Raw genomic sequence first — 21,798 nt, 5'->3', positions numbered from 1 at the left:
GTCCCCGGCTCCAACCGCAAAAATCAACAGGCAGTTGAAGCCGGGGACTTACTTTTTGATTCAGTTAAAACATATGCTGACATCACAGATTTCGCTTTTAGTCCCAACTCTCATATTTGGTCCAAAAAGCCCTACACCGGATGTAACGATATTATGCATATTTCCTTTCTTCAGATAACCACATTTATTTTCCCAGAAGAATCTGATCACAATATTTCCCGGAAATACCTGTCCGTCATGGGTATGTCCGCAGAGATCCACGTCCACCCCCGCATCCGCCAGCTCCTGAAGTTCTCTCGGCTCATGATCGATAACCAACACTGGCAGTGACACATCCATACCCTCTGTGATTTCCTGCGGAGTCTTTCGTTTATCAATCCCCCGTCCGGGACGCTCATAATCCGGTCTGCCATACAGATAAAAGGAATCATCGATGAGCACATATTCATCTCTCAGAAGCGTAATCCCCGCTTTCTCCAGAAACTCATCCATCTCCGGGGTACTCTCTTTCTTTTCCTTACTGCCAAAGGTAAATCCCGCCAGAATCTTTTCCTGGATATCGTGGTTTCCGTAACATGCATACACACCATACTTTGAGCGGATCCCTCTCAATATCTTTGCCAGTTTTTCCGGATCATCCAGTGCCTCATATTCATTATCAAAAATATCTCCTGCCATTACCACCAGATCCGGTTTCTGCTCATTGATCTTCTCTGTCATCTGCTCCATCTGCTTGCATCCAATATTATATCCCAGATGAAGATCTGCGGCCAGAACCACATTTAACTCCTTCATATTTCCTGCCTTTTTATCAACAGAAATATTGTACTTCGTTGTATGTATATTTCCGGCACTGAGCACTCCGTAAATACTGACTGTTGAAATGATCACCGCACAGACAGCTCCCACAACAGCAGTTCCCATATTGCTGAAAAGCAATTCTCTCCCCGGAAATGCAAAATTTCTAAGAGGATATTTCAGTAACAGTCTCAATCCATCCGCAATTCCCAGAGTCATAAGTGTATACATCAAAACACCGAGCCAGTAATTACTCAGAAGCTTCATAAATCTCCTGAATCCTGACGCAGGTGCCATAAATGCGATCAGTATACTAAACACTACAAATAAATATACAAGTCCAATCCCCCTGCACACCCACACATTCCGAAAAACCGTATGCAATACCTGAAACCAGTGCAGGCTGCGAAGCAGAATATATACACACACCAACAGATAAAACGGTGCCAGATATATTGCAGCCATATAATATATCTCCTTTCCAACTCTCATTACCATGACAATTTCATTACTATAAACAACTCCAGAAAATCATAACTGCTTCTTATTATACAAAAAAGAATCCTCAGCCGCCACCATAAGCTGCTGAAGATTCTATGAATTATTATTTTTTTATTATGATTGCGCACTACATCCCAAATATATGCTACAGATTTTACTGTTCCATCTGTCTTCCCAGAAATCCGCTTGCTGTTCTGATGAGCATCTTCTCTGATTCACCCATCACATCCTTTTCATTCTTTCCCAGTAAAAGCACAGATCCTACTGTATCTCCTGCACTGATAATAGGCTGCATGATCTGGGAATACAAAGGTTCTCTCTGTTCCTGAGTCACAGGTATCCTGCTTCTGTCATTTCCGTTAGCAAACACAGAGCTTCTTTCCGTGATTGCATCTTCCAGAGCTTTGCTGATAGGTTTTCCCATATATTCCCTGCTTCCCTGTCCCGCAGCAGCCACTACCTGATCGTGATCTGTGATACACGCTACCATCCCGCTTGACTGCGCCAGCGCCTCTGCATATTCCTTTGCAAAGACATTCAGTTCTCCGATAGGGGAATACTTTTTCAGAATAATCTCCCCCTCCCGGTCAGTAAAAATCTCCAGTGGTGTCCCCTCTTTTATCCGCAGCGTTTTTCTGATCTCCTTAGGAATGACCACACGCCCCAGATCATCTATGCGCCGAACAATTCCTGTCGCTTTCATGCACTTTTCTTCCTCCTGTTTTTCCTTTTATCGAAGTTTACTGTCTTTGTACCCTTCAGTTTCCATATCATGTGTTGTATGGTTATTATGTGGAAAAACAGGCAGAATATACATTTCTGTATTTACAAAAAATGCCATTTAACCATAATCAGGCGGTTAAACCTGAGTAAAAAAGAACCCCTTCACCAGGCAGTATCAATCTCTGCTTAAAGTGAAGGGATTTCCTCATCCATCGCTATTTATTTTACACGATAACCCTGGCAACTGCAAGACCATAAACTTCAAGTTTGTCACTACCATTGCCATAAATCCAGCTGATCTGGCCTTCCGGTACAGGAATATTTACAGCCTCTGTTCCGAAATTCTGATAAATATAATATTTCTCATTTTCATTCTCTCTCACTGTAATCTCCAGTGCATCCGGAATCTCTTCTTTAATTCCGCAGGAAACGCCGCTGTCTTTGAGCACTTTTTCAAGGAAGTCTCCATAGAATTCTTTATCAGCATCTGCTGCCACATACCATGCCTTACCTTTGCCGTATTCATTCACTGTCAGGCAGGAATAGCCTTCATAGAAATCACTTCCGTAGGTCATTAAAGTACATGCTCCGCGAAGCTCCACAAGGTCGCACAGATATTTACATGTATAAGTCTTATCCAGTCCAAGTTCATTGCCAGCCACAGGAACAAAAGAATTTTCTTCCCAGTCATAAAGGCCGTCAATTTCTGTGCTTCTGATTCCCAGCACATCCATCAGACCATGAGGAGTTCCTTCCAGATAACACCTGTCTGTGTCATCTGCAATTCCGGACCAGTAACTTGTGATCAATGTACCGCCGTTTTCCACGAACGCACGAATCTTTTTGGCAAAACCTTCCTTGAACATATAAACCATTGGAAGAGCCAGTACTTTATATTTGTCCAGTTCACAGGTCATATCGATCACATCCACATTGACGCCCTGCTTCCGGAAACCTCTGTAGAATTTCAACATTGCTTCCAGATAATGAAGCCCTTTATTTCTGGGTCCCTGGCTGTCCTCCATTGCCCACTGGCTGTCCCAGTCATAAAGCATGGCAACCGAGCTGTTCACAGTTGTTCCTGCCAGTTCTTTTAACTCTTTCAGAACTTCTCCAACCCTGGAAACTTCTTTAAACACTCTTGTATCATTTCCACCGTAATGATCGATCACTGCTCCGTGGAACTTCTCAGAAGCACCTCTGCTCTGGCGGATCTGGAAATAAAGAGCACCCTCTCCGCCATGTGCAATTGCCTGCATGGACTGTGCAAAAAGCATTCCCGGTTTCTTTAATTTGCTCACACTCTGCCAGTTTGTAGAAGTCGGGCAGGATTCCATCTGGAAAAACGGCTTTCCTTTCAGAGAACGCATCAGGTCATGGCACATTCCATTGTCATAAGCTGTATCGATCACAGCCTCTTTATGCCATGTAGGATAGGTATCCCAGGAAACCACATCTATCTCTTTCGCAATCTTAAAATAATCTAAACCTCCAAAATAATGCATCAGGTTAGCAGTAGTCGGAAGTGTGCTTCCTCCCTCTCTCAGTGCTGCAATCTCATGATGAATGAAATCAGCAGTCTGATGAGTGACAAAGCGTTTCCAGTCCAGATTCAGTGCATGAAGCTGTGTCTCACCAATCTTAGACGGACTCTCAATCTGGTCAAAGCTGTTATAGGTATGACTCCAGAAAGTGGTACACCACTGATCATTCAGGTTTTCAATAGTCTGGTATTTCTCTTTCAACCAGTTACGAAATGCTTCCTGACACAATGGGCAGTGACATTCTCCGCCATATTCATTGGAAATATGCCACAGGATTACACCCGGATGTGTGGCAACCTCCTGCGCCAGCTTTTTGTTAATAATATGTACCTTCTCTCTGTAAACAGGAGAAGTATAACAATGATTATGTCTGAATCCAAATAACGCTCTGTGACGCGTTTCATCTACACGAAGTACCTCCGGATACTTATCTGCCATCCATTTTGGTCTTGCACCTGACGGTGTAGCCAGGATTGTAGAAATTCCTCTTTTATAAAGCTTATCAATGATCTCCTGCAGCCATCCAAAATGAAATACACCTTCTTCCGGCTCCAGTGTGGACCAGGAAAAAATCCCAAGGCTTACTACATTACAGCCAGACTCCTCCAGCATATCAATATCTTTTTCCAGAATATCCGGTCTCTTTAACCACTGTTCCGGGTTGTAATCACCTCCATGGAGCAGCTTATCCGTTCTAAAGTCCATACTTGTTCTCCTCTTAATTCTCTATTCTCAGTCGTTTTCTTTTTCACTATCATATTTAATACTCTATCCAATTTCAAAACACACTATTCTCGCTGCTTATTACTTTTCTCAGTCAAAGCAGACGGGATTTGATTTCATTCTTCTTACAGGATATAGTTTGCAATTACTCCAAGCACCAGCAAATGCAAAGGATAAAAAGCATAATAGACATATTTATTGATGTGATCCTTTCTCTCTCCAGTGCAGCACCAGATTCCATAGAACGCAATCGGTCCGGTCACATACATCAGACTGATAATACAGCCCAGCACTGTTTTCAGCACATTTCTTGTCTCAAACACATAGAACACAAACACAAGCAGAACAATACAAAGTCCATACTCTGCCCGGAAAATGCTCACCCAGACAATAGCTGCGATCAGGATCAGTACCTTTAACATACCACCTGTAAATCCGGAAGTTTCTTTAAACAGATCTAAGCATTTCAGCATAATCAGGCAGATACACATCGTGATCATTGCGTTCTGACTGGAAAAGTCCCATACTTTTCCGCAGATTGACAGATCATATGGAATCTCACTGACCAGTGCAGTAACAGCCATCATGATCAGATACTTCTTATAATCCGATGTATTACGAAATCCCTCTACCAGCAGAAACGCAAATACGGGAATCGCCATCCCGCCTATAAGCTGCATAATGGATCCGACTCCCGCAAGTGTCATCAAACGGGAATCCTGAGACATCGCCTGGTTCAGACTCTCCTGAGTATACTGGTCTAAATGGATCAGGCCTTTTTCAATAATGGCAATTCCAACTGTCTGGATCAGCATAGTAATACATGCAAACATCTTCAGCCCATCAGCTGTGATATCCGGAGTTTTCCAGACGATTCCTCTTCTTCCCGTTGTCATATTCATAATATCAACCTTTTACAGCACCGCCTGTAATTCCTTCCACATAGAATTTCTGCATGATCATAAACAGAATAGAAATCGGTATGGATACCAGTACACCACCTGCGCAGAACTGAGTAAAATAAGAATTGATAAGGCTCTTATCCAGCATCTTGTACAGACCAATGGCAACTGTATATTTGGAAGAAATACCGGCATTCAGGATCATCTTTGCATATACGAAATCCATCCATGGCACCAGGAAACTGCTGATAACTGTATAAACAACAATCGGGCGGCTCATGGGCAGAACCATCTGGAAGAAGATTCTTGCCTCACTGCATCCATCAATTCTGGCAGCCTCGCAGAGTGCTCTCGGAACTGTATCAAAGAATCCTTTCGCAATCAAATAACCAAGACCTGAAGAAGCAGAGTAAACCATGATCAAACCGGCATAGCTGTTTGTCAGATTAAAAGATTTCAGTGTGAAGTAAACTGCAATCATTGCCAGCATACCAGGAAACAGATTCAGGATAACTGCCATGTTCATCAGCGGTTTTCTCATCTTGAATCTCATAACAGATGTTGCATATGCAACCATCAGTACGAACATAGTGGAAATCACACATGTAAAGCATGCAATGATAAATGTATTCAGAAACCACTGCGGAAACTGAGATACAGAATCTGAATGAAACAGCTTCATGTAATTGCTGATGCTCCATTCCTTCGGAAAAAATGTACTGGTATTCATTCCTGAATATGCACTGAAGGAAGTACATAACAGCCAGATGATCGGGATCAGCCAGATAAATGCCAGCACTGCGATCAATAAATTATGTAATACTATAGAAGAAGTACGACTGTCTTTCATCTTTTTCATTATTGATATGTTCCCTCCTTATCTCCCTTGATCATCCTGTTAAATGCAACCAGGGTGAATACTGCACAGATAATAAACACGATAATACCGATTGCTGATGCCATCTTATAGTTGTAGTAATCCTGAGTCAGACGGAACAGCCAGGTAACCAGAAGGTCAACCTCTTTTGCCTGTGAGCTTGCCATTGCCTGATTAGTTGTTGTATAAACATCCTGTGTGAGCAGATAAATAACATTAAAGTTATTAATATTTTTTACAAAGTCTGTGATCAGAGCAGGTCCTGTTACAAAGAGCAGATATGGCATTGTAATCTTTCTGAATATCTGGAAGTTTGTTGCACCGTCTACTCTTGCACTCTCAAGCTGGTCAGAAGGAAGGTTCATCAGAACACCTGTTGCGATCAGCATCTGATACGGAACACCAATCCAGATATTAATGAGAATGATCATTACATGTGCCCAGCCCGGAGCAGAAAGAAACGGAATATAGCTTGTGGACACAAGTCCTATGCTTCTTAAGAATCCGGTCAGTCCAATGCTGTGACAGATTGTGTTGACGATACCACCATTGGAGAAGAAATTACGCACCAGCAGAAGTGATACAAACTGCGGGACTGCAATCGTTACGATAAATAAAGTACGCCACATCTTCGACAGTCTTGTCTTCTTGCTGTTAAGAAGCAGTGAAAGCAGGATACCTCCGATATAAGTTGTAAATGTTGCGAAGAAAGCCCATACAAGTGTCCATCCCAGAACCCGCACAAATGCATATCCGAACGTAGATGTAAGACCGCCGCCGCCAAACAAACTGATAAAGTTACTGAAACCTACCCATGAGAACAACTCAGTAGGAGGCATATGCTGCTGATCATAATTTGTAAATGCTACAAAGATCAGAAGTAAGATTGGGATTAATGTGAAAATCACAACTCCAAGTACCGGAAGTGTCAGTAATGTAATATGAAACTTCTCTTCTGTCAGTGATCTGAGATCTTCTTTAAAAGTATTGATATGCTTTCCCGCTTCTTCCATTTTCTGAAGTGTATAAGCATTGATCACGTTCTTAAACCACACAACAGCTGCCGCAAACCATACAACAAAGCTGAACAATGAAAACAACAGGATCGTAAAGGAATTATCATAATCATTAAATTCACTTTTCATTGTTTTCATGTTAAAGACTTTTTCCATCTTTACAGTACCAAGGGTACTGAATTTTGGTACATACTGCATTGCAAATTTCACTGAAAAAACGATCACTGCGATCTCCAGCAATGTCATCAGTACTGCTTTCACATACTGTTTACGCTTTGCATAGCCTGCGCCCATCCAGATCAGGGACAGCTTTACAAAGGCATCACCTTTCACTACAGCAGTACCAAAGTCAGCAAAAAATCCACCGATGGATTTAAAGAATCCACTCACTGCCGCTGCAGCAGAATTATTGTCCTGTGCTGCCATATCTCTCCTCCTCGTCATTTCATTTTTGTTACTATCTTTTCTCAGACAGCATCTGCCGTTTCCTTAAAACAGCTCACATGCCGTTATGCATATGGGCCATTTTTTTAAATCTGTTATATAATTTTTTTATTTTACAATTATTCTACAGAAGCAGCAGCACCCTCTACCAGATTATCAAGTGCTTCCTGGATTGCATTATCATCATCTGCAGATAATGTTCCCTGTGCAATCAGTTCTCCGAATGTCTTTGCAGGATCCCAATATTTTCCGCCAACCTTCTGAGCCTGTGCATATTCAGACTGAGCTGCAAGTGCTGCAAGTGCTACATTTTCCTGAACAGAATCAGATGCTGCTACATTCTTGTTTGAAGGACCACTTTCTCTCTGATCAAAGAACATCTGCTGGGATTCTTCGTTTGTAAGGTACTCAGCAAGAAGAACTGCCCATCCGGAATTCTCAGAATAGCCGTTTACACCAACATATTTGTAACCGGCAACAGATCCCTGCTGAACCTGTTTGTCACCAACTGTGAATGTAGGAAGCTTTGTTGCTGCATATCCGTCACCAAATATCTCCTTTGCTGTGATTGCATCCCATGTACCGGAAACGCATGCTGCCAGATTACCGGATGCAAGCTGATTAGACATATCACCATCAGCAACTGCCATAAATGCCGGATTAGATGTAATATCAAGCATTCCTTTTACTACATCAACACCTGTATATCCATCAGCACTTGTTCCGTTCCAGTCCATAGTTGTTGTTCCGTCATCATTAAGTCCTGTTGTAAATCCTGCTCCATAGAAGAAAGAAGCATTGTACCATCCGGAAGCAAGTGTCATACCAACTTTCTTTCCGGCCTTATCAGCTGCTTCAAGAAGGCTGTCCCAGCTTGCTGCATCTTCCTCGGAAATTACAGATGAATCATAGTAAAGAAAATATCCGTTGTCAGCTGCTCTTGGAAATGCATACAGACTGCCATCAATTGTTGCTGCATCAATAGCGCCTTCAACGTTTGCAGCTTTTACATCATCAAGTGTTGTATCTGCAAGCTGAAGTGCTTCTGCATAATCATCAAGTTTCAGAAGTGCTCCTGCTTTTACAAGATCCGGAAGCTGATCATCTGCGAATGCATATACATCTGCACCAGCCTCTACGTCTGTCAGAATAGTATCTTTTGCAGTAGACTCAGATTCTACGCCAATCTGAATATCAAATTTCTGATCTGCATACTTCTCCTGGAATTTATCTGTCAGTTCTTTTAATAAATTCTGGTCTTCTTCAGCTCCCCATACAGTCAGTTTAATTGTCTCATCCTCTGCTGCACTTACACATACTGTGCAGGAAAGTGCCATAGCTGCTGCCAGTAACGGTGCAATCACCTTTTTTACATTTTTTCTCATTTTCTCTTCCTCCTGTTTTTGATGGTTATGCCTAAACAGCCCGCATCCGATTTGCGTAATAAACGCCCTCAGTTTTGTTTGCGCAACCGTTTGTTCATATTTTTAGTATATTCCTTTATATTTATAAAGTCAATTAGCCATTATTATCTAATTTCAAAACTCTTTTTTTGTCATATTGCACAATTCAGTTTGATTTTTTCGTTTTTTCATACAATGATATACTTGATTTGTGCAACCGTTTTCATTTTGATAAAATCAGATTGTCCAGAGAATTTCAACCGATTTTTTTATACACAAAAAGTTCTCTGCTTATTGATCCTTACAATAAATACAGAGAACTTTCTAATCCTGCCATTCATTTTCAATTTCTATAATCTGATCGGATTTTACATCCATATACTACTGTGTCGACTCCCGCAACACTACCTGGTAGTTCAGAGGCACTGTATCCTCCAGTGGCTTCTCTCCCAGGATGTTCAGTAATTTCGCACATGCCATCTTTCCCAGTCTTACCGTATCAAAGCGTATACTGGTAATCGGTGGATTATTATATTCCAGATTCTTACTGTCATACATACTGGCTATTTTTATTTCTGCAGGAACCGATATTTTCTTTTCCCTCAGACTGCTCAGACACATGCTGCAGATCACATCATCCATACAGACAATACCATCCGCGCCTTCTTCAAGCAGTCTCTTCACAGCATCAGATACTGCTGCCTGATTATCCGTATCCATGAAGATCAGATTTTCGTTAACAGAAACTCCCATTTCCTCATGTGCTTCCAGAAAACCCTGATATCTGCTTCCGGTAACATTGTAGGACTGATTTCCACCCAGAAGTGCCAGATTCCGAAAACCTTTCATCAACATAATACTTGTCAGTTCTTTTCCGGCTTCCTGGTTCTTGTTATCTACAAACGGAACTTCCGGATCTGAAGATGGGCCGATCAATATATATGGTTCCTTACAGTTCTTCAGATATTTCTGTACCTTGGAACTTACCACTGCTCTGCTTACAATGATCCCATCGACTTTTCGATTTGCCTCCAGTCTCTGTATCTGCGATACATCTGCTCCATCAATCATAGAAATAATAATATCATACTCATAGGAGGAAGCCATCTCACAGATTCCATTCATACAGTCTTTAAAAAAAAGAAACTCTGTGGCAACATAATCCTTCGGCATCAGCAGTGCAATATTATAAGTTTTACGCTGTGCCAACCCCTTTGCTACAACATTGGGTCTGTAATCATGTTCTTTTATAAATGCCCGTACTCTGTCTCTTGTAGCCTGACTGATTCTTCCCTTTCCTGAAATAGCACGTGATACCGTAGTCTTACTTACCCCAAGCTCCCGGGCGATATCTTCTATTGTATATATCTTCTTTTCTTCTGTTTCCATAAAATACCCCACTTTTTGCGCAACCACTTGATTATATTCTATAAAATAACAAAATACTCAAGCACTTACAAGTAACTTTTAAAGAAGATATACCGGCAGTTCCTCATTAATATGAACAGAACCTTTTGCTGTTTTTTTCTTTTCTTCTGTAACAGATATTGTTTCCGGTTTCTCTGCCTCTTTTGTGGATACAACGGGCTTCTTTACGGTTTTCCCGGCACCTGCATTTGCTGCACGCCGAATACTCTCCCTGCCTACTGACATAATTCCATGACCTCCTCTGCCAATCTCGTATATTCCCTGGCACTTCTGCTTGATTTTTTATATTCCACAACCGGAATACTGTTATCCTGTGACCATTCTACAGAGCTGTCCACTCTGATGATCTGCTCAAATACATGAATATCCTCAAGTTCATGCAGTGTTTCCATTGTCTGTTTATAATAACTCTTTCTTGTATCTACCTTTGTCACTGCAATTCCGGCAACTTCCAGTTCCGGAGTAATCTGCTTTACTTCATTAAGAAATTCAAACATATTCGCAAGTCCGAACATTCCCCATGGACTTGCCTCAACAGGAATAATTACCCGGTCTGATGCACAAAGGATATTCATCACCCAACCACCCAGCGTAGGAGGTGCATCAATCAGAATATAGTCATAATTTCCTGCATCCTTTATCTTCTGAATGCATTTTCGCAGGATAAATTCTCTCTGCCATTTTGTAAAAAGTTCATATTCTATAGAACTCATCAATGTAGACGATGGTATCAGATCCAGATTTTCGTAGGGAGTATGTACCACATAACCGCTGAGCTCTTCCTGTTTTCCGATTGCGCAATACAGATTCTTCTCTCCTTTCGCCTGCTCCAGCACCCAGTTCTCCGGAAAAAAAGCAAGAGAAAGATTTAACTGCATATCTCCATCGATCAGAAGAACCTTTTTCCCTGCCTGAGCCATCGCCGCTCCAAGGTTTGAACAGGTTGTGGTTTTTCCACTTCCACCCTTATTATTTGTAAAACATATCGTTATGGTTTTTCCCATGGAACTGTCTCCTTTACCACTTACTTTACTTGTATTATAGGAGATTTATCATATAGATTCAACTGTTTTCCTCATCTTCGCAACCCTGTAACTCATTTGCATTGCCAGACAAACATTTCTTTGATTCCCAAAATAAGCCCTTGATTTTTTGTTTTTTTGTGCTATAGTATTTATATACTTGATATGTAGTTTTTAAAACTACGTTATATTGTTTTCATTATATTTATCTGAATGAATGGAGGCGTTTTTATGAAATTTAAATTAAAAGATCCCGGAAGTGCGATCACTCATGGTATTGCCCTTCTTCTCGCTACAGTCGGAGCAGTTCCTCTTATTATCAAGGCAGCGCGTTCTTATGATGTGCTCCATATTGTTGCTTTAAGTATTTTTATACTTACCATGGTTCTGCTCTATGCAGCCAGTACCATTTACCATTCTGTAGATTCTACAGAGAAGGTCAATCGACGGCTGCGAAAAATGGATCACATGATGATTTTTGTGATGATCGCCGGAAGCTATACTCCTGTATGCCTGATCGTTCTTCATAACCGCATTGGATATATTCTGTGCACGCTGGTATGGAGTATTGCAGTCCTCGGCATTATCTTAAAGGGCTGTTGGATTACCTGTCCCAAATGGTTGTCCTCTGTACTGTATATCGCCATGGGCTGGCTGTGTGTACTGGCATTTGTTCCAATCTTCCATGCACTCCCACGTGCAGGATTTGACTGGCTTCTTGCAGGCGGAATCATTTATACCATCGGTGGTGTAATCTATGCATTAAAAGTTCCGCTTTTTAATTCCAGACATAAGAATTTTGGTTCCCATGAGATTTTTCACATCTTTGTTATGCTTGGAAGTGCCTGCCATTTCATTGTTATGTACTTTTTTGTTGCTCCACTACCTGTATAACCGTCAATTTGCCAATAAACAAAACAAGGGGTTGCAGCACCGGATTTCTTCCGGTGCTGCAACCCCTTAACAATACAATTTTCTCTGCTGCAGCATAATCCCTGCAGGAAAGCTTTTATATTACACAGCTACTCTTCTTTCCGGATACAATCCATAGGATCCATATCCCACGCCAAAATATCCATAATAGCTCTTCGCCTCTGCGAACAGCGGATCATATACTCTGCCTCCGATTTCAGCCCAGCAATGACCGCTTCCGTCAGTTGCCGTTGTATCTACGCAGACATAAACATTCTTATATCCAAGAGCCTTTGCAAGATAGGCAAACGAACAGGCATCTGAGAAACAGTCCCCGCCTTTTCCGCTCAGTATCAGATAATCGTTTGCATATAACGCAGGCCATGCAGTCTGATTATAAAATATTCTTCTGGTATCGTAATAATGCTGATACATTACCCATCTGAAACAGGTTTCAAATTTCTCACTTTTTGACATACTCGGTTTTGTGATCTTGCTGACAACATCCTTTGCTCTCTGCAAAGTCTCATACTCATACGCTTTGGTGGAATTCATTTTCTTTCCATTTGGATAATAAATCGTCTTTCCTTTTTTCCAGGCTTCCAGAATTCCCTTTTCTGTACAATAATAAATTGTATTTCCAACTTTAACTGTTTTCGTTCTCAGAACACCCTTGTCACTGAAATAGTAATATTTTCCGCTGATTTTCTTAACGCCACTGTAACGTATTCCATTGGAACCAAAATAATATTTCTTGTTATTGTATTTGATCCATCCGGTTTTCATAAATCCTTTTGGACTGAAATAATAAACTTCACCATGGATTTTACGCATTCCTGTAAGATACTGTCCATCTTTAAAATATTTCTTATTTTTTGTTCCATACTCATACCAGCCATTTTTCACCTCCGGTATGGGTGTTGGTGCAGGTGTCTCGATTGGTGTTACATCCGGAGCCGGTGTTTCAATCGGGATCGGTGTTACAGTAACATCCGGTACTTCTGCTGCCATGGCCGGAATACTGCGCATACTGCAAGCCATTTTGTCATCTTTTTCATTTTCTCTTATCCTCCTTATCTGACGGGTTCAGAAGCTCAGCAACTCCAGTTTTTTATTTCTGGTAAATTGTTTAATCTCATATTCACGTCTCATCGCTTCTTCTTTTGTTGAAAATCCTTCATAATATACAAGTGTAACCGGTCTTTTGGTCCTTGTATATTTCGCGCCGTTCTTTCCCTCGTTGTGTGCTTTCATACGTTTTTGCAGACAGTTTGTCCACCCTGTATAAAGAGTCCCATCTGCACATTTAACAATGTAAGTATAATTCATCATAATCACCCGACAGTCTTATATTATAATCAAGCAACTGTCTTATTGTCTGGAATTGCATTATTTGAAATTTTTTATAATTTATGTAAAGGACAACTGCTATCTTTTGCGGTCGTCCCTGTTTCTATAATAAACAGTCGGTTTAAAACACGTATCTCATCCGGACACATATTCTTTCTGACAGCCAGATCTCTCAGCACCAGAAATACCAATATGTCAAAAAAGCAGGCAGGGAAACCGACTGCGGATTTTCTTTCCCACCTGCTTTATTATACGTTTATTTTCTTATTTTGTGAATATCATTTTTCGAAGATTCCAGAGATTTCCCCTGAATTTTCCACCTTTTACCTTTAGCTGCAGATCTTCACGATCCGGATAATATCTGGTTGAGAATACAATCTCTCCATCATTCAGATAAAGTTCCACTGCAGAAGTATCTGCAAGAATCCGGATATTGTTCAGTTCACTGACTTTCGCTTTCCGCTTATTTCTTCCTGCACCCGCAATTTCAGAAAATCCAATCTCCGCAATTTCATTTTCATATTTAAAGAGCATCTGTCCGCCCATACTGATCTGAAAACTTCTGTCTGTCACTGCAATATCTTCAATTAACAGATCAAAACCTTCATTTACTTCTACACGAACCTCAACAATTGATTTTTCATCATCAAGAATTGTTTTCTCTTTTCGGAGTCTCTCCAGTTCTTTTGCCGGATACTGGAATATTTTTCCATCCTTTACCCTCAGTTCCCGCGGTACGGTAAGACAATGCTGCCAGCCTTCATCAATGGTTTTATTGGTATATTCCTCCTCTGCATCCGGCATTCCCATCCATCCTATCAGAAGTCGCCTTCCGCTGTTATCTGTAAAGGTCTGTGGAGCATAAAAGTCAAATCCCATATCCCACTCACGAAAGTCTCTTTCATCTACAGAACCATCCTCTTTTACCGGAAAATAGCCTGACTGATAGATATTCTGAAAACGAAATTCTTCCCTCTTCAAGCCCTGTGGTGATACAGACAGAAATTTCTTCCCGTCCAGTTCGAAATAGTCCGGGCATTCCCACATATAACCAAAAGCTTCCGGTGTGGTTATTATATGTTTAAATTTCCATTCTTTCAGATTTTCTGATTCATAAACCAGAACTGCACCTTTATCTCCCTTAAGACGTCCGCCAAGAACCATAAAATACCTGTCGTTTTCTTTCCAGACTTTCGGGTCTCTGATATGACAGGTAAACTCTTCCGGATATTTTTCAAAAGAAATTATCTCTTCTTTATCTCCGAAATGAATTCCGTCCTCACTTTCTACATGAAGCGTACTGGTCTCACGTCCTTCATTAATATAATCATAATCACCGTCAATCTTTACATTCCCGGTGAAAAACAAATGAAGTTTTTCACTCTCTGCCAATGCAGATCCGGAATAGACACCATGACAGTCATAAGGAGAATCCGGATAAAGAGCTGTCCCTTCGTATTTCCAGTCTACCAGATCTTCGCTTGTATAATGTCCCCAGAATTTCAGTCCGCCTTCCACATCAAAGGGAGCGTATTGAAAAAACACATGATATCTGCCTTTATACCAGCATAGTCCATTCGGATCATTGAGCCATCCGACCGGCGGCATCAGATGATGTCCAAGCCGGAATCTTCCTTCTGTCAGATCTGCGTTCTTTTCAATTACTTTTATATTTCTTTCAAGAACTTTAGTTAGCGTACTCATTTCACAATCTCCAATACTTTATCTGATGGTGTTACTGAATCTTCCGACAGAATTTTCACATCTTTATAATCATCCGAATTCGTTACAATAAGAGGAGTCGTCACATCGTATCCTGCTGCCTTAACTTTCTCCATATCAAAGGAAACCAGAAGCTGGCCTTTCTTTACGTGATCTCCATTCTTTACATGAGATGTAAAATATTTTCCATTCAATTCCACTGTATTGATCCCGATATGGATCAGAAGCTCCATACCACTTTCCGTACTTAAACCAACTGCATGCTTTGTATCAAAAACAGTCTCAACCACAGCATCACATGGAGCAACAACTTCACCCTTCGATGGAATTACGGCAATTCCTTTTCCAAGTACTTCCGAAGCAAATGTAGCGTCATTTACCTGGGAAAGCAAAATCGCAGTTCCTTCTGATACACTATAAAGCACAGAATCATCTGCATTGCTTTTTCCTGTTGTTGATTTATCTCCCACAGCTTCAACACTTTCTGTCTTTTCAGAAACATTAGTGTCCTTATATCCAAACAACCAGGTAAGTACAAAGGCAGCACCAAATGCAATCACAAACATAAGAATATAAGAAACCGGATTATTCAGACAAAGAAGAATTCCAAAGATACCGGTTACGCCAGTTCCCGTAGCCCCCAGTCCTGTAACAGATGCAAACAGTGCACCAAATGCACCACCAATACATCCCATCACAAATGGTTTTCCAAAGCGAAGGTTAACACCAAAGATCGCAGGTTCAGTAATTCCCATACAGGCACTTAATGCAGACGGAACTGCCATTGATTTAATCTTCTGATCCTTTGTCTTAAGTGCTACTGCAAGAGTGGCTCCACCCTGTGCAATATTCGCTGCAGAAGCAAGAGGCAGCCAGTAAGTAACTCCAAATTTAGACAACTGTCCAAGATCAATGATCGTGTACATATGGTGAACACCGGCAACCACCGTCGGTGCATAAAACGCACCCATAATAAAACTTCCGATACCAAATGGCAATGCGATCAGCCACTGAATCCCATTCAGAAGTCCGTTCTCAACAGTGACAAAGATAGGTCCGATAATGGATAATGTCAGATATCCTGTTACAAAGACACTTACAAGCGGAGTAACAAACAGATCAAACATTGCCGGCACTATTTTGTGAAGTCTCTTCTCAATCTGAGCCAGTACCCATACTGCAATGATAACCGGAATTACATGCCCCTGATATCCGACCATATCAATAGAGTAAAGTCCAAACCATACTTTCTGAGTTGCTTTAACACCTTCTGTGGCAACTGTCCATGCATTCTGGAGATTCGGATGAATCATGATCATACCGATAACTGCACCCAGATACGGGTTTGCACCAAACACTTTAGCACCGCTGTATGCGATGAGGATTGGCAGGAACGTATATGCCGTATTACTGAAAAGCTGTGCAAATGTATAAATAGAACCGCTGGTATCAATATTCAAAAATCCATTGTTTACCATGAAGTTCAGTGCTTCCATAATTCCCATCAGGAAACCGCTTGCAACAATTGCAGGAATAATCGGCACAAAAATATCTCCAAGTGTCTTGATCAGTCTCTGCACCGGATTTGCCCTGGAAGCCGCAACTTTTTTCAGCTCTTCTTTACTGCTTTCAGAAACTCCTGCAATCCGGATGAACTCATCATATACTTTATTAACTATACCTGTTCCCAGAATGATCTGCATCTGTCCCTGCGCAAAGAAAACACCTTTTACACCTTCAATGTTCTCAACATATTCCTTATCAGCCTTTGAATTATCACTGATAACCAGGCGAAGACGTGTGGCACAATGAGCTGCGGAAATAATATTTTCTTTTTTACCGATATGGTCATATATCTCCTGTGCTGTTTTTCTGTAATCCATAATATCCTCCTTTTATGGAATCGTTCTCATATAAATGTATACTTTGAAATTCTCACATATTCAACAAATTTCACTTGTTAATCTTATAAAAATACCTTTTAACCTTAATATCATCTTATACCATTCCAAATTTACTCTGATATCTGATTATAATTCAGCAGATATCTTGCACTCTCACGATATTTCTTATCTGATCACCAATATGTATTTCCTATGGATTGTATGTACTTTTATGGAATCGTTCTCATATATGCTATTATATCTGGGCGTTTTTTATTTGTAAATATGTAACATATCACAAATATTATATCCATTTTTTATATATTATTTCCAAAACACTCCCTTTAATATATATGTAAATCCAATTATTCAGAAAAAAAGAACTCTGATGATTGCCTCAGAGTTCCTCTTTCATGTTCAGTCATATATTTCGGTGAGACTCTCTGAGTACCACCTTACATCCCATTTTTATTTCTTTATGTACAGATGATGTTTCCTTAGATTCTATCAAATCTACCAGCACTTTTGCTGATTCCATTCCACTTGTCTTGTAAAAAAAATGTACAGTAGTCAGCTTTGGTTCTATGATCTTTCCCAGAAAACTGTCTCCCATTCCGGCAATCTGAACCTGTTGAGGAATCTGATATCCGTTCTCCTTCAGCCAATTTGCCGCTCCAACTGCCATGGTATCTGTTGCACAAATCAATGTATCTACATCGGGATGCTCCGTAAAAAGTTCTTTCGCTTTCTCATATCCTGACTCTAATGTGAAATTTCCGCATTTTACACATCCACTTTCCAATGTGATCTGATTTTCTCCAAGAACCTTCTCCACACCTGATTTTCGCTGCCTGCCAACTGCCTCATCTTTATCCGTAACTGTAATATATCCAAACTTCTTTCCTGTCTTCACCATCTGTTCAGTAAGATTTACAGCAGCCTTATAATCGTCCTGAAAAATACATGGATAACCATCCAGCTGTTGTCCAAGTAAAACAATCGGAACTTTAAATCCCTTCATCATTTCCCTGTGCTGTTTTGTCAATATGGTGGCAATAAAAATAACACCATCGACCTGATTATCCCTAAACAGCGAAAGATATTTCAATTCTTCTTCAACACTGTTATTTGTATTTGCCAGTATCAGCTGATATCCTTTTTTGGTAAGTATGTCACTGATTCCGGCAACTTCCCGGCTGATCGTATTGGAATCTATCTTTGGCAGAATTACTCCGACCAGTTTTGTCTTCTTAGTACGCAGCCTCTGCGCCTGTGAAGAAGGCTGATACCCGGTTTCTTCAATAACTCTGCTGATATTTTTTTTCTTTTCCTCACTGACATAACCATTGTTCAGATACCTGGATACGGTAGCTCTGGAGACCCCTGCCAGTTTGGCAATCTCATTAATATTCATATAAAAAGCTCCTCTTTCATGCTGTCTGTATAATTTCCGAAAGTATTTTTATAACCAGCAGTATTTTATGATGCTAGTGTGCCCCTAACCTGATATCCACGAATTGTTAACTGCTGAATCACTACATATTTTGTATTATACTACACATATCATTTCTGTTGCAAATATCAAAGTACTGTTTATACGTTACTGTCTCGGCCCTATACCAAATTAAGGGCTGCCGATCTACGGCAACCCTGTTTTTTTCTTCTATTTCATTATGGAAGATATTCAATCGGATCTATTGGTTCTCCATCCTTTTTCATTGCAAAATAAAGATTGGTTCCTTCTGTGCTGTAATATTTTGTAGGCTGTGCAATATATCCTATCGTCGTTCCCTTTTTAATTGTATCTCCTTCTGACACTGTCAGATCTGTAAGCTGTCCATAAACAGCCTGATATCCATTTCCAAGTTCCATTGTCAGTGTAGTACCCGTCTGCGCATTCTGCTCTATAGAATAAACCTTGCCATTAACAGCAGCTACCACAGGTGCTCCCTCTACTGCACCGACAGCAATAGCCGGACTCAATTTGTACTGATCAAGCGTCGGAAAATAAGTAGTCTGATCCATACTGTAATCAAGGAGAACATTTCCATTCACCGGCCACTCCATTAATGTATCTTCCGAAAAATTTACTGTCGCAAGATTCAGGACCGATGCCGAAACATCTGTTGCTTCATCTGCCTGATCTTCTGATATCGTCTGGGATTTCATATTTGCATTTACTGATGATTCTTCTGCTTGCTGAGAATTTACAGCATTGTCAGTCTTATCCACATCTGCAGTATTATCTGATTCATTATTATCCACAGTATTCTGAGCTGTTTCCCCATACATTCCTTGTTTTTGGAATGTAACCTTTGTATCATCCAAATCTTCCCCGTCATCGGATATCCACTGATTTTCTGACTCCACATGATTCGTTCCTGCATCTTCACTCAATTGTTCTTCCGTATCCTGTGTACTTTCACCGACATTTTCTGTTTTTTCTTCAGGAGTTTTCTCTTTGACCGGGGAGGTACCTAACTGATAAACTGTAATTCCCAATGCTGCTACAGCGGCCAGTCCAACGGAATTGGCAATGATTCTTGTCACTTTGTTATTCATCATATTCCTTTCACCTCTGTTTTCATCTTCATATCTATAGGGTGTCCAGAATATTCGTATCTATTCAGCAATTTACAGATTTTATGTTCAGCACATCCATCTCAGGAAAATAATATTGTAAGATCTCTTTTGCATTCGCAGACTCCTTTGCCATCTCATTCCCTCCATATTGTGAGAATCCTAATCCATGACCTTTTCCTCTACATAAAAATCGTATTTCCTTTCCAGACTTCTGAATTGTAAAATTTGAGGACGTGAGTCCCATTCCTTTTCTGAATGCCTCGCCTTCCAACACTTTCCCGTCAGCCAGAATTTCTGTAACATAACCGGCACTGTCCCTGGATTTTATTTCAATTCTTTCCGGAAGGACATTTTTATTTATGTATACACTATTCAAATAATCTTTTGCATTTTTATCCACAAGACTGTGTACGGATCTGAGATACGAATCATCTTCGTTGTGGAAAACTTCCATTCCATCTCTTGTCTGTCCTGCACTTAATTCATGATAGGGAACTAACTTTAATTCTTTATTCCATACAATGACTTTTCCTTCTGTTTCTGTTACTGCTTTTTCGTACTTATTCTGTAAAATTACACAAGCCAGGGATTTCCCCTCCATCTCTTCCTTTATCTGACATAAAGTTATTGCCAGATTTTTCTCCTCTTTCATTGTCCGGTAAAAATTTGATCTTGCTATGATTGTTTGTGCTTTTATAGTCTCAAGTTCATATTTGTCTTCAATCTGCGATGAAACGATCACCGGCAGAAGCATTTCCACATTAAATTTTTTATTGATCAATGTAGTGTTGGCACCATTAAAAATAATTGTAACTATATAGGGAACAAAAAACAGAGCAAAGATTCCCATTGTTCCAGGGAAAAAAGACTTTCTCATATCAGACCATCATTATAAACTTCTTCTTTTTAGTATATACATATATATTTATCTGTATGTATATTATTTATAACACTTCTGTTATATAGCAATTCTCGTAAATAATGCATATTGATCCTGCTCATCAGAACATAAAATCCTGCTGAACTGTCTCAAATTCATTAATTGAGAGGACTGCGATAGTTTCTGCATACGGGGCTTCATTACCCCGTATTAAAATATACAGCTCTATTTATTCTATTCTGGATTCGTGGTTCATTCCAGTAAATGATTTTATTTTTTCTGTTGTTCTTTTTATCATCCGGACGCAAAACAGTTCTGTCTTTTTTAGAATCTGTATCTTTTATGCAGATTCTTTTCTTGTCTTCAATGACTCCCATTACAAAGCAAATAAGAGCAGTCATGATTAACTGAAAATATTTTTTCAGATTCTTTAAAGGACTCTTCATAAAAACTCCTCCTGTTCTGCATTACATCTACTGACTTCAAACAGCCTGTCCACCGTTAAGACTGCGCACTTCCTACGGTTAATGGTATCAGGTACTAATAATATATGAAAAAGCATAAAACTTTAGAACTTTTTTATTTCTCTATAGTAATTCCATAAAATGATGTTAGGGTTAAAAAAACACAAAAAAACTTCTGTGATATTCTCACAGAAGTTTTAAAGTGAAGCATCGGGGATTCGAACCCCGGACAACTTGATTAAAAGTCAAGTGCTCTACCAACTGAGCTAATGCTCCATATTATTTAATTATCACTTTCAAAGTGAATGCCCAGAGCCGGAATCGAACCAGCGACACGAGGATTTTCAGTCCTCTGCTCTACCAACTGAGCTATCTGGGCAAAATAGCGGGGACAGGATTTGAACCTATGACCTTCGGGTTATGAGCCCGACGAGCTTCCAGACTGCTCCACCCCGCGATATTAATTTTTAAAATCAAAAGCCGATGATCGGACTCGAACCGATAACCTGCTGATTACAAATCAGCTGCTCTGCCAATTGAGCCACATCGGCTTAGCTGTTAAGCTAAGTGGATGGAGAAGGATTCGAACCTTCGAAAGCGTTGCTAACAGATTTACAGTCTGC

At 40.3% G+C, this 21,798-nt stretch carries 19 protein-coding genes and 4 tRNA genes; 1 reads left to right on the top strand and 22 read right to left on the bottom strand.

What is annotated here, in order from left to right:
- Positions 1-60: 60 nt before the first annotated feature.
- The 10 genes from LJE11_RS08870 to LJE11_RS08825 form a co-directional block, all read right to left on the bottom strand.
- Positions 61-1,263 carry a metallophosphoesterase gene (locus LJE11_RS08870; protein WP_173744808.1) on the bottom strand — a complete coding sequence of 401 codons (1,203 nt, stop codon included), beginning with the start codon at positions 1,261-1,263 and terminating at the stop codon, positions 61-63.
- 190 nt (positions 1,264-1,453) lie between these two features.
- Positions 1,454-2,002, bottom strand: coding sequence for a stage V sporulation protein T (spoVT, locus tag LJE11_RS08865; RefSeq protein ID WP_055054309.1), 549 nt, complete (start codon positions 2,000-2,002; stop codon positions 1,454-1,456).
- A 244-nt stretch (positions 2,003-2,246) separates the two neighbouring features.
- Entirely contained in the window at positions 2,247-4,271 is a 2,025-nt protein-coding gene (locus LJE11_RS08860; protein ID WP_227295864.1) for a beta-galactosidase, read from the bottom strand.
- A 143-nt stretch (positions 4,272-4,414) separates the two neighbouring features.
- The gene (locus tag LJE11_RS08855; protein ID WP_227295862.1) at positions 4,415-5,191 is read right to left on the bottom strand and encodes a TraX family protein; all 777 of its coding nucleotides are present in this window, start codon (positions 5,189-5,191) and stop codon (positions 4,415-4,417) included.
- Positions 5,192-5,195: 4 nt separating this feature from the next.
- A complete protein-coding gene (locus LJE11_RS08850; RefSeq protein WP_025578978.1) occupies positions 5,196-6,050 on the bottom strand; it encodes a sugar ABC transporter permease in 855 nt (284 codons plus the stop codon).
- Entirely contained in the window at positions 6,050-7,510 is a 1,461-nt protein-coding gene (locus tag LJE11_RS08845; protein ID WP_044996454.1) for a carbohydrate ABC transporter permease, read from the bottom strand. The genes LJE11_RS08850 and LJE11_RS08845 overlap by 1 nt, the downstream gene beginning before the upstream one ends.
- A 137-nt stretch (positions 7,511-7,647) precedes the next feature.
- Positions 7,648-8,913: an extracellular solute-binding protein gene (locus LJE11_RS08840; protein ID WP_025578975.1), complete on the bottom strand. Its 1,266-nt coding sequence runs from the start codon at positions 8,911-8,913 to the stop codon at positions 7,648-7,650.
- A gap of 399 nt (positions 8,914-9,312) precedes the next feature.
- Complete coding sequence (locus LJE11_RS08835; RefSeq protein WP_022379875.1) at positions 9,313-10,320, bottom strand: LacI family DNA-binding transcriptional regulator; 1,008 nt, start codon at positions 10,318-10,320, stop codon at positions 9,313-9,315.
- 78 nt (positions 10,321-10,398) lie between these two features.
- Positions 10,399-10,584, bottom strand: coding sequence for a hypothetical protein (locus LJE11_RS08830; protein WP_008707826.1), 186 nt, complete (start codon positions 10,582-10,584; stop codon positions 10,399-10,401).
- Entirely contained in the window at positions 10,575-11,363 is a 789-nt protein-coding gene (locus LJE11_RS08825) for a ParA family protein (protein WP_022379873.1), read from the bottom strand. The genes LJE11_RS08830 and LJE11_RS08825 overlap by 10 nt, the downstream gene beginning before the upstream one ends.
- A gap of 249 nt (positions 11,364-11,612) precedes the next feature.
- Here LJE11_RS08825 and trhA point away from each other — a divergent pair, with 249 nt between their 5' ends.
- The gene (trhA, locus tag LJE11_RS08820; protein WP_227295850.1) at positions 11,613-12,275 is read left to right on the top strand and encodes a PAQR family membrane homeostasis protein TrhA; all 663 of its coding nucleotides are present in this window, start codon (positions 11,613-11,615) and stop codon (positions 12,273-12,275) included.
- A 120-nt stretch (positions 12,276-12,395) separates the two neighbouring features.
- Here trhA and LJE11_RS08815 read toward each other — a convergent pair whose 3' ends face one another.
- From LJE11_RS08815 to LJE11_RS08760, 12 genes are all read right to left on the bottom strand, one after another.
- Positions 12,396-13,334 carry an N-acetylmuramoyl-L-alanine amidase family protein gene (locus LJE11_RS08815; RefSeq protein WP_227295848.1) on the bottom strand — a complete coding sequence of 313 codons (939 nt, stop codon included), beginning with the start codon at positions 13,332-13,334 and terminating at the stop codon, positions 12,396-12,398.
- Positions 13,335-13,379: 45 nt separating this feature from the next.
- The gene (locus tag LJE11_RS08810) at positions 13,380-13,622 is read right to left on the bottom strand and encodes a GIY-YIG nuclease family protein (RefSeq protein WP_025580986.1); all 243 of its coding nucleotides are present in this window, start codon (positions 13,620-13,622) and stop codon (positions 13,380-13,382) included.
- A 285-nt stretch (positions 13,623-13,907) separates the two neighbouring features.
- A complete protein-coding gene (locus LJE11_RS08805) occupies positions 13,908-15,347 on the bottom strand; it encodes a glycoside hydrolase family 32 protein (protein ID WP_025580987.1) in 1,440 nt (479 codons plus the stop codon).
- Positions 15,344-17,248, bottom strand: a complete 1,905-nt coding sequence (locus LJE11_RS08800) for a PTS beta-glucoside transporter subunit IIBCA (RefSeq protein ID WP_227295846.1) — start codon at positions 17,246-17,248, stop codon at positions 15,344-15,346. The genes LJE11_RS08805 and LJE11_RS08800 overlap by 4 nt, the downstream gene beginning before the upstream one ends.
- Before the next feature lie 421 nt (positions 17,249-17,669).
- Positions 17,670-18,662 (bottom strand): LacI family DNA-binding transcriptional regulator, encoded by a 993-nt coding sequence (locus tag LJE11_RS08795; protein ID WP_022379868.1) that lies wholly within the window; start codon positions 18,660-18,662, stop codon positions 17,670-17,672.
- A 257-nt stretch (positions 18,663-18,919) separates the two neighbouring features.
- Positions 18,920-19,813, bottom strand: coding sequence for a M23 family metallopeptidase (locus LJE11_RS08790; protein WP_227295844.1), 894 nt, complete (start codon positions 19,811-19,813; stop codon positions 18,920-18,922).
- 61 nt (positions 19,814-19,874) lie between these two features.
- Complete coding sequence (locus LJE11_RS08785; protein WP_118338861.1) at positions 19,875-20,708, bottom strand: SpoIID/LytB domain-containing protein; 834 nt, start codon at positions 20,706-20,708, stop codon at positions 19,875-19,877.
- Positions 20,709-20,911: 203 nt separating this feature from the next.
- Positions 20,912-21,157, bottom strand: coding sequence for a hypothetical protein (locus LJE11_RS08780; protein WP_020993336.1), 246 nt, complete (start codon positions 21,155-21,157; stop codon positions 20,912-20,914).
- Between the two features lie 221 nt (positions 21,158-21,378).
- Positions 21,379-21,451: transfer RNA gene (locus LJE11_RS08775), tRNA-Lys, on the bottom strand.
- A 30-nt stretch (positions 21,452-21,481) separates the two neighbouring features.
- Positions 21,482-21,554, bottom strand: a tRNA-Phe gene (locus tag LJE11_RS08770).
- 4 nt (positions 21,555-21,558) lie between these two features.
- A tRNA-Met gene (locus tag LJE11_RS08765) sits at positions 21,559-21,632 on the bottom strand.
- 21 nt (positions 21,633-21,653) lie between these two features.
- Positions 21,654-21,726, bottom strand: a tRNA-Thr gene (locus tag LJE11_RS08760).
- Between the last annotated feature and the right edge of the window lie 72 nt (positions 21,727-21,798).

Source organism: Blautia sp. DFI.1.216, from assembly GCF_020594215.1.
Lineage (GTDB): Bacteria > Bacillota > Clostridia > Lachnospirales > Lachnospiraceae > Blautia_A > Blautia_A wexlerae.
The sequence above is the reverse complement of the archived record's forward strand: the minus strand, read 5'-3'. Positions and strand labels throughout refer to the sequence as shown.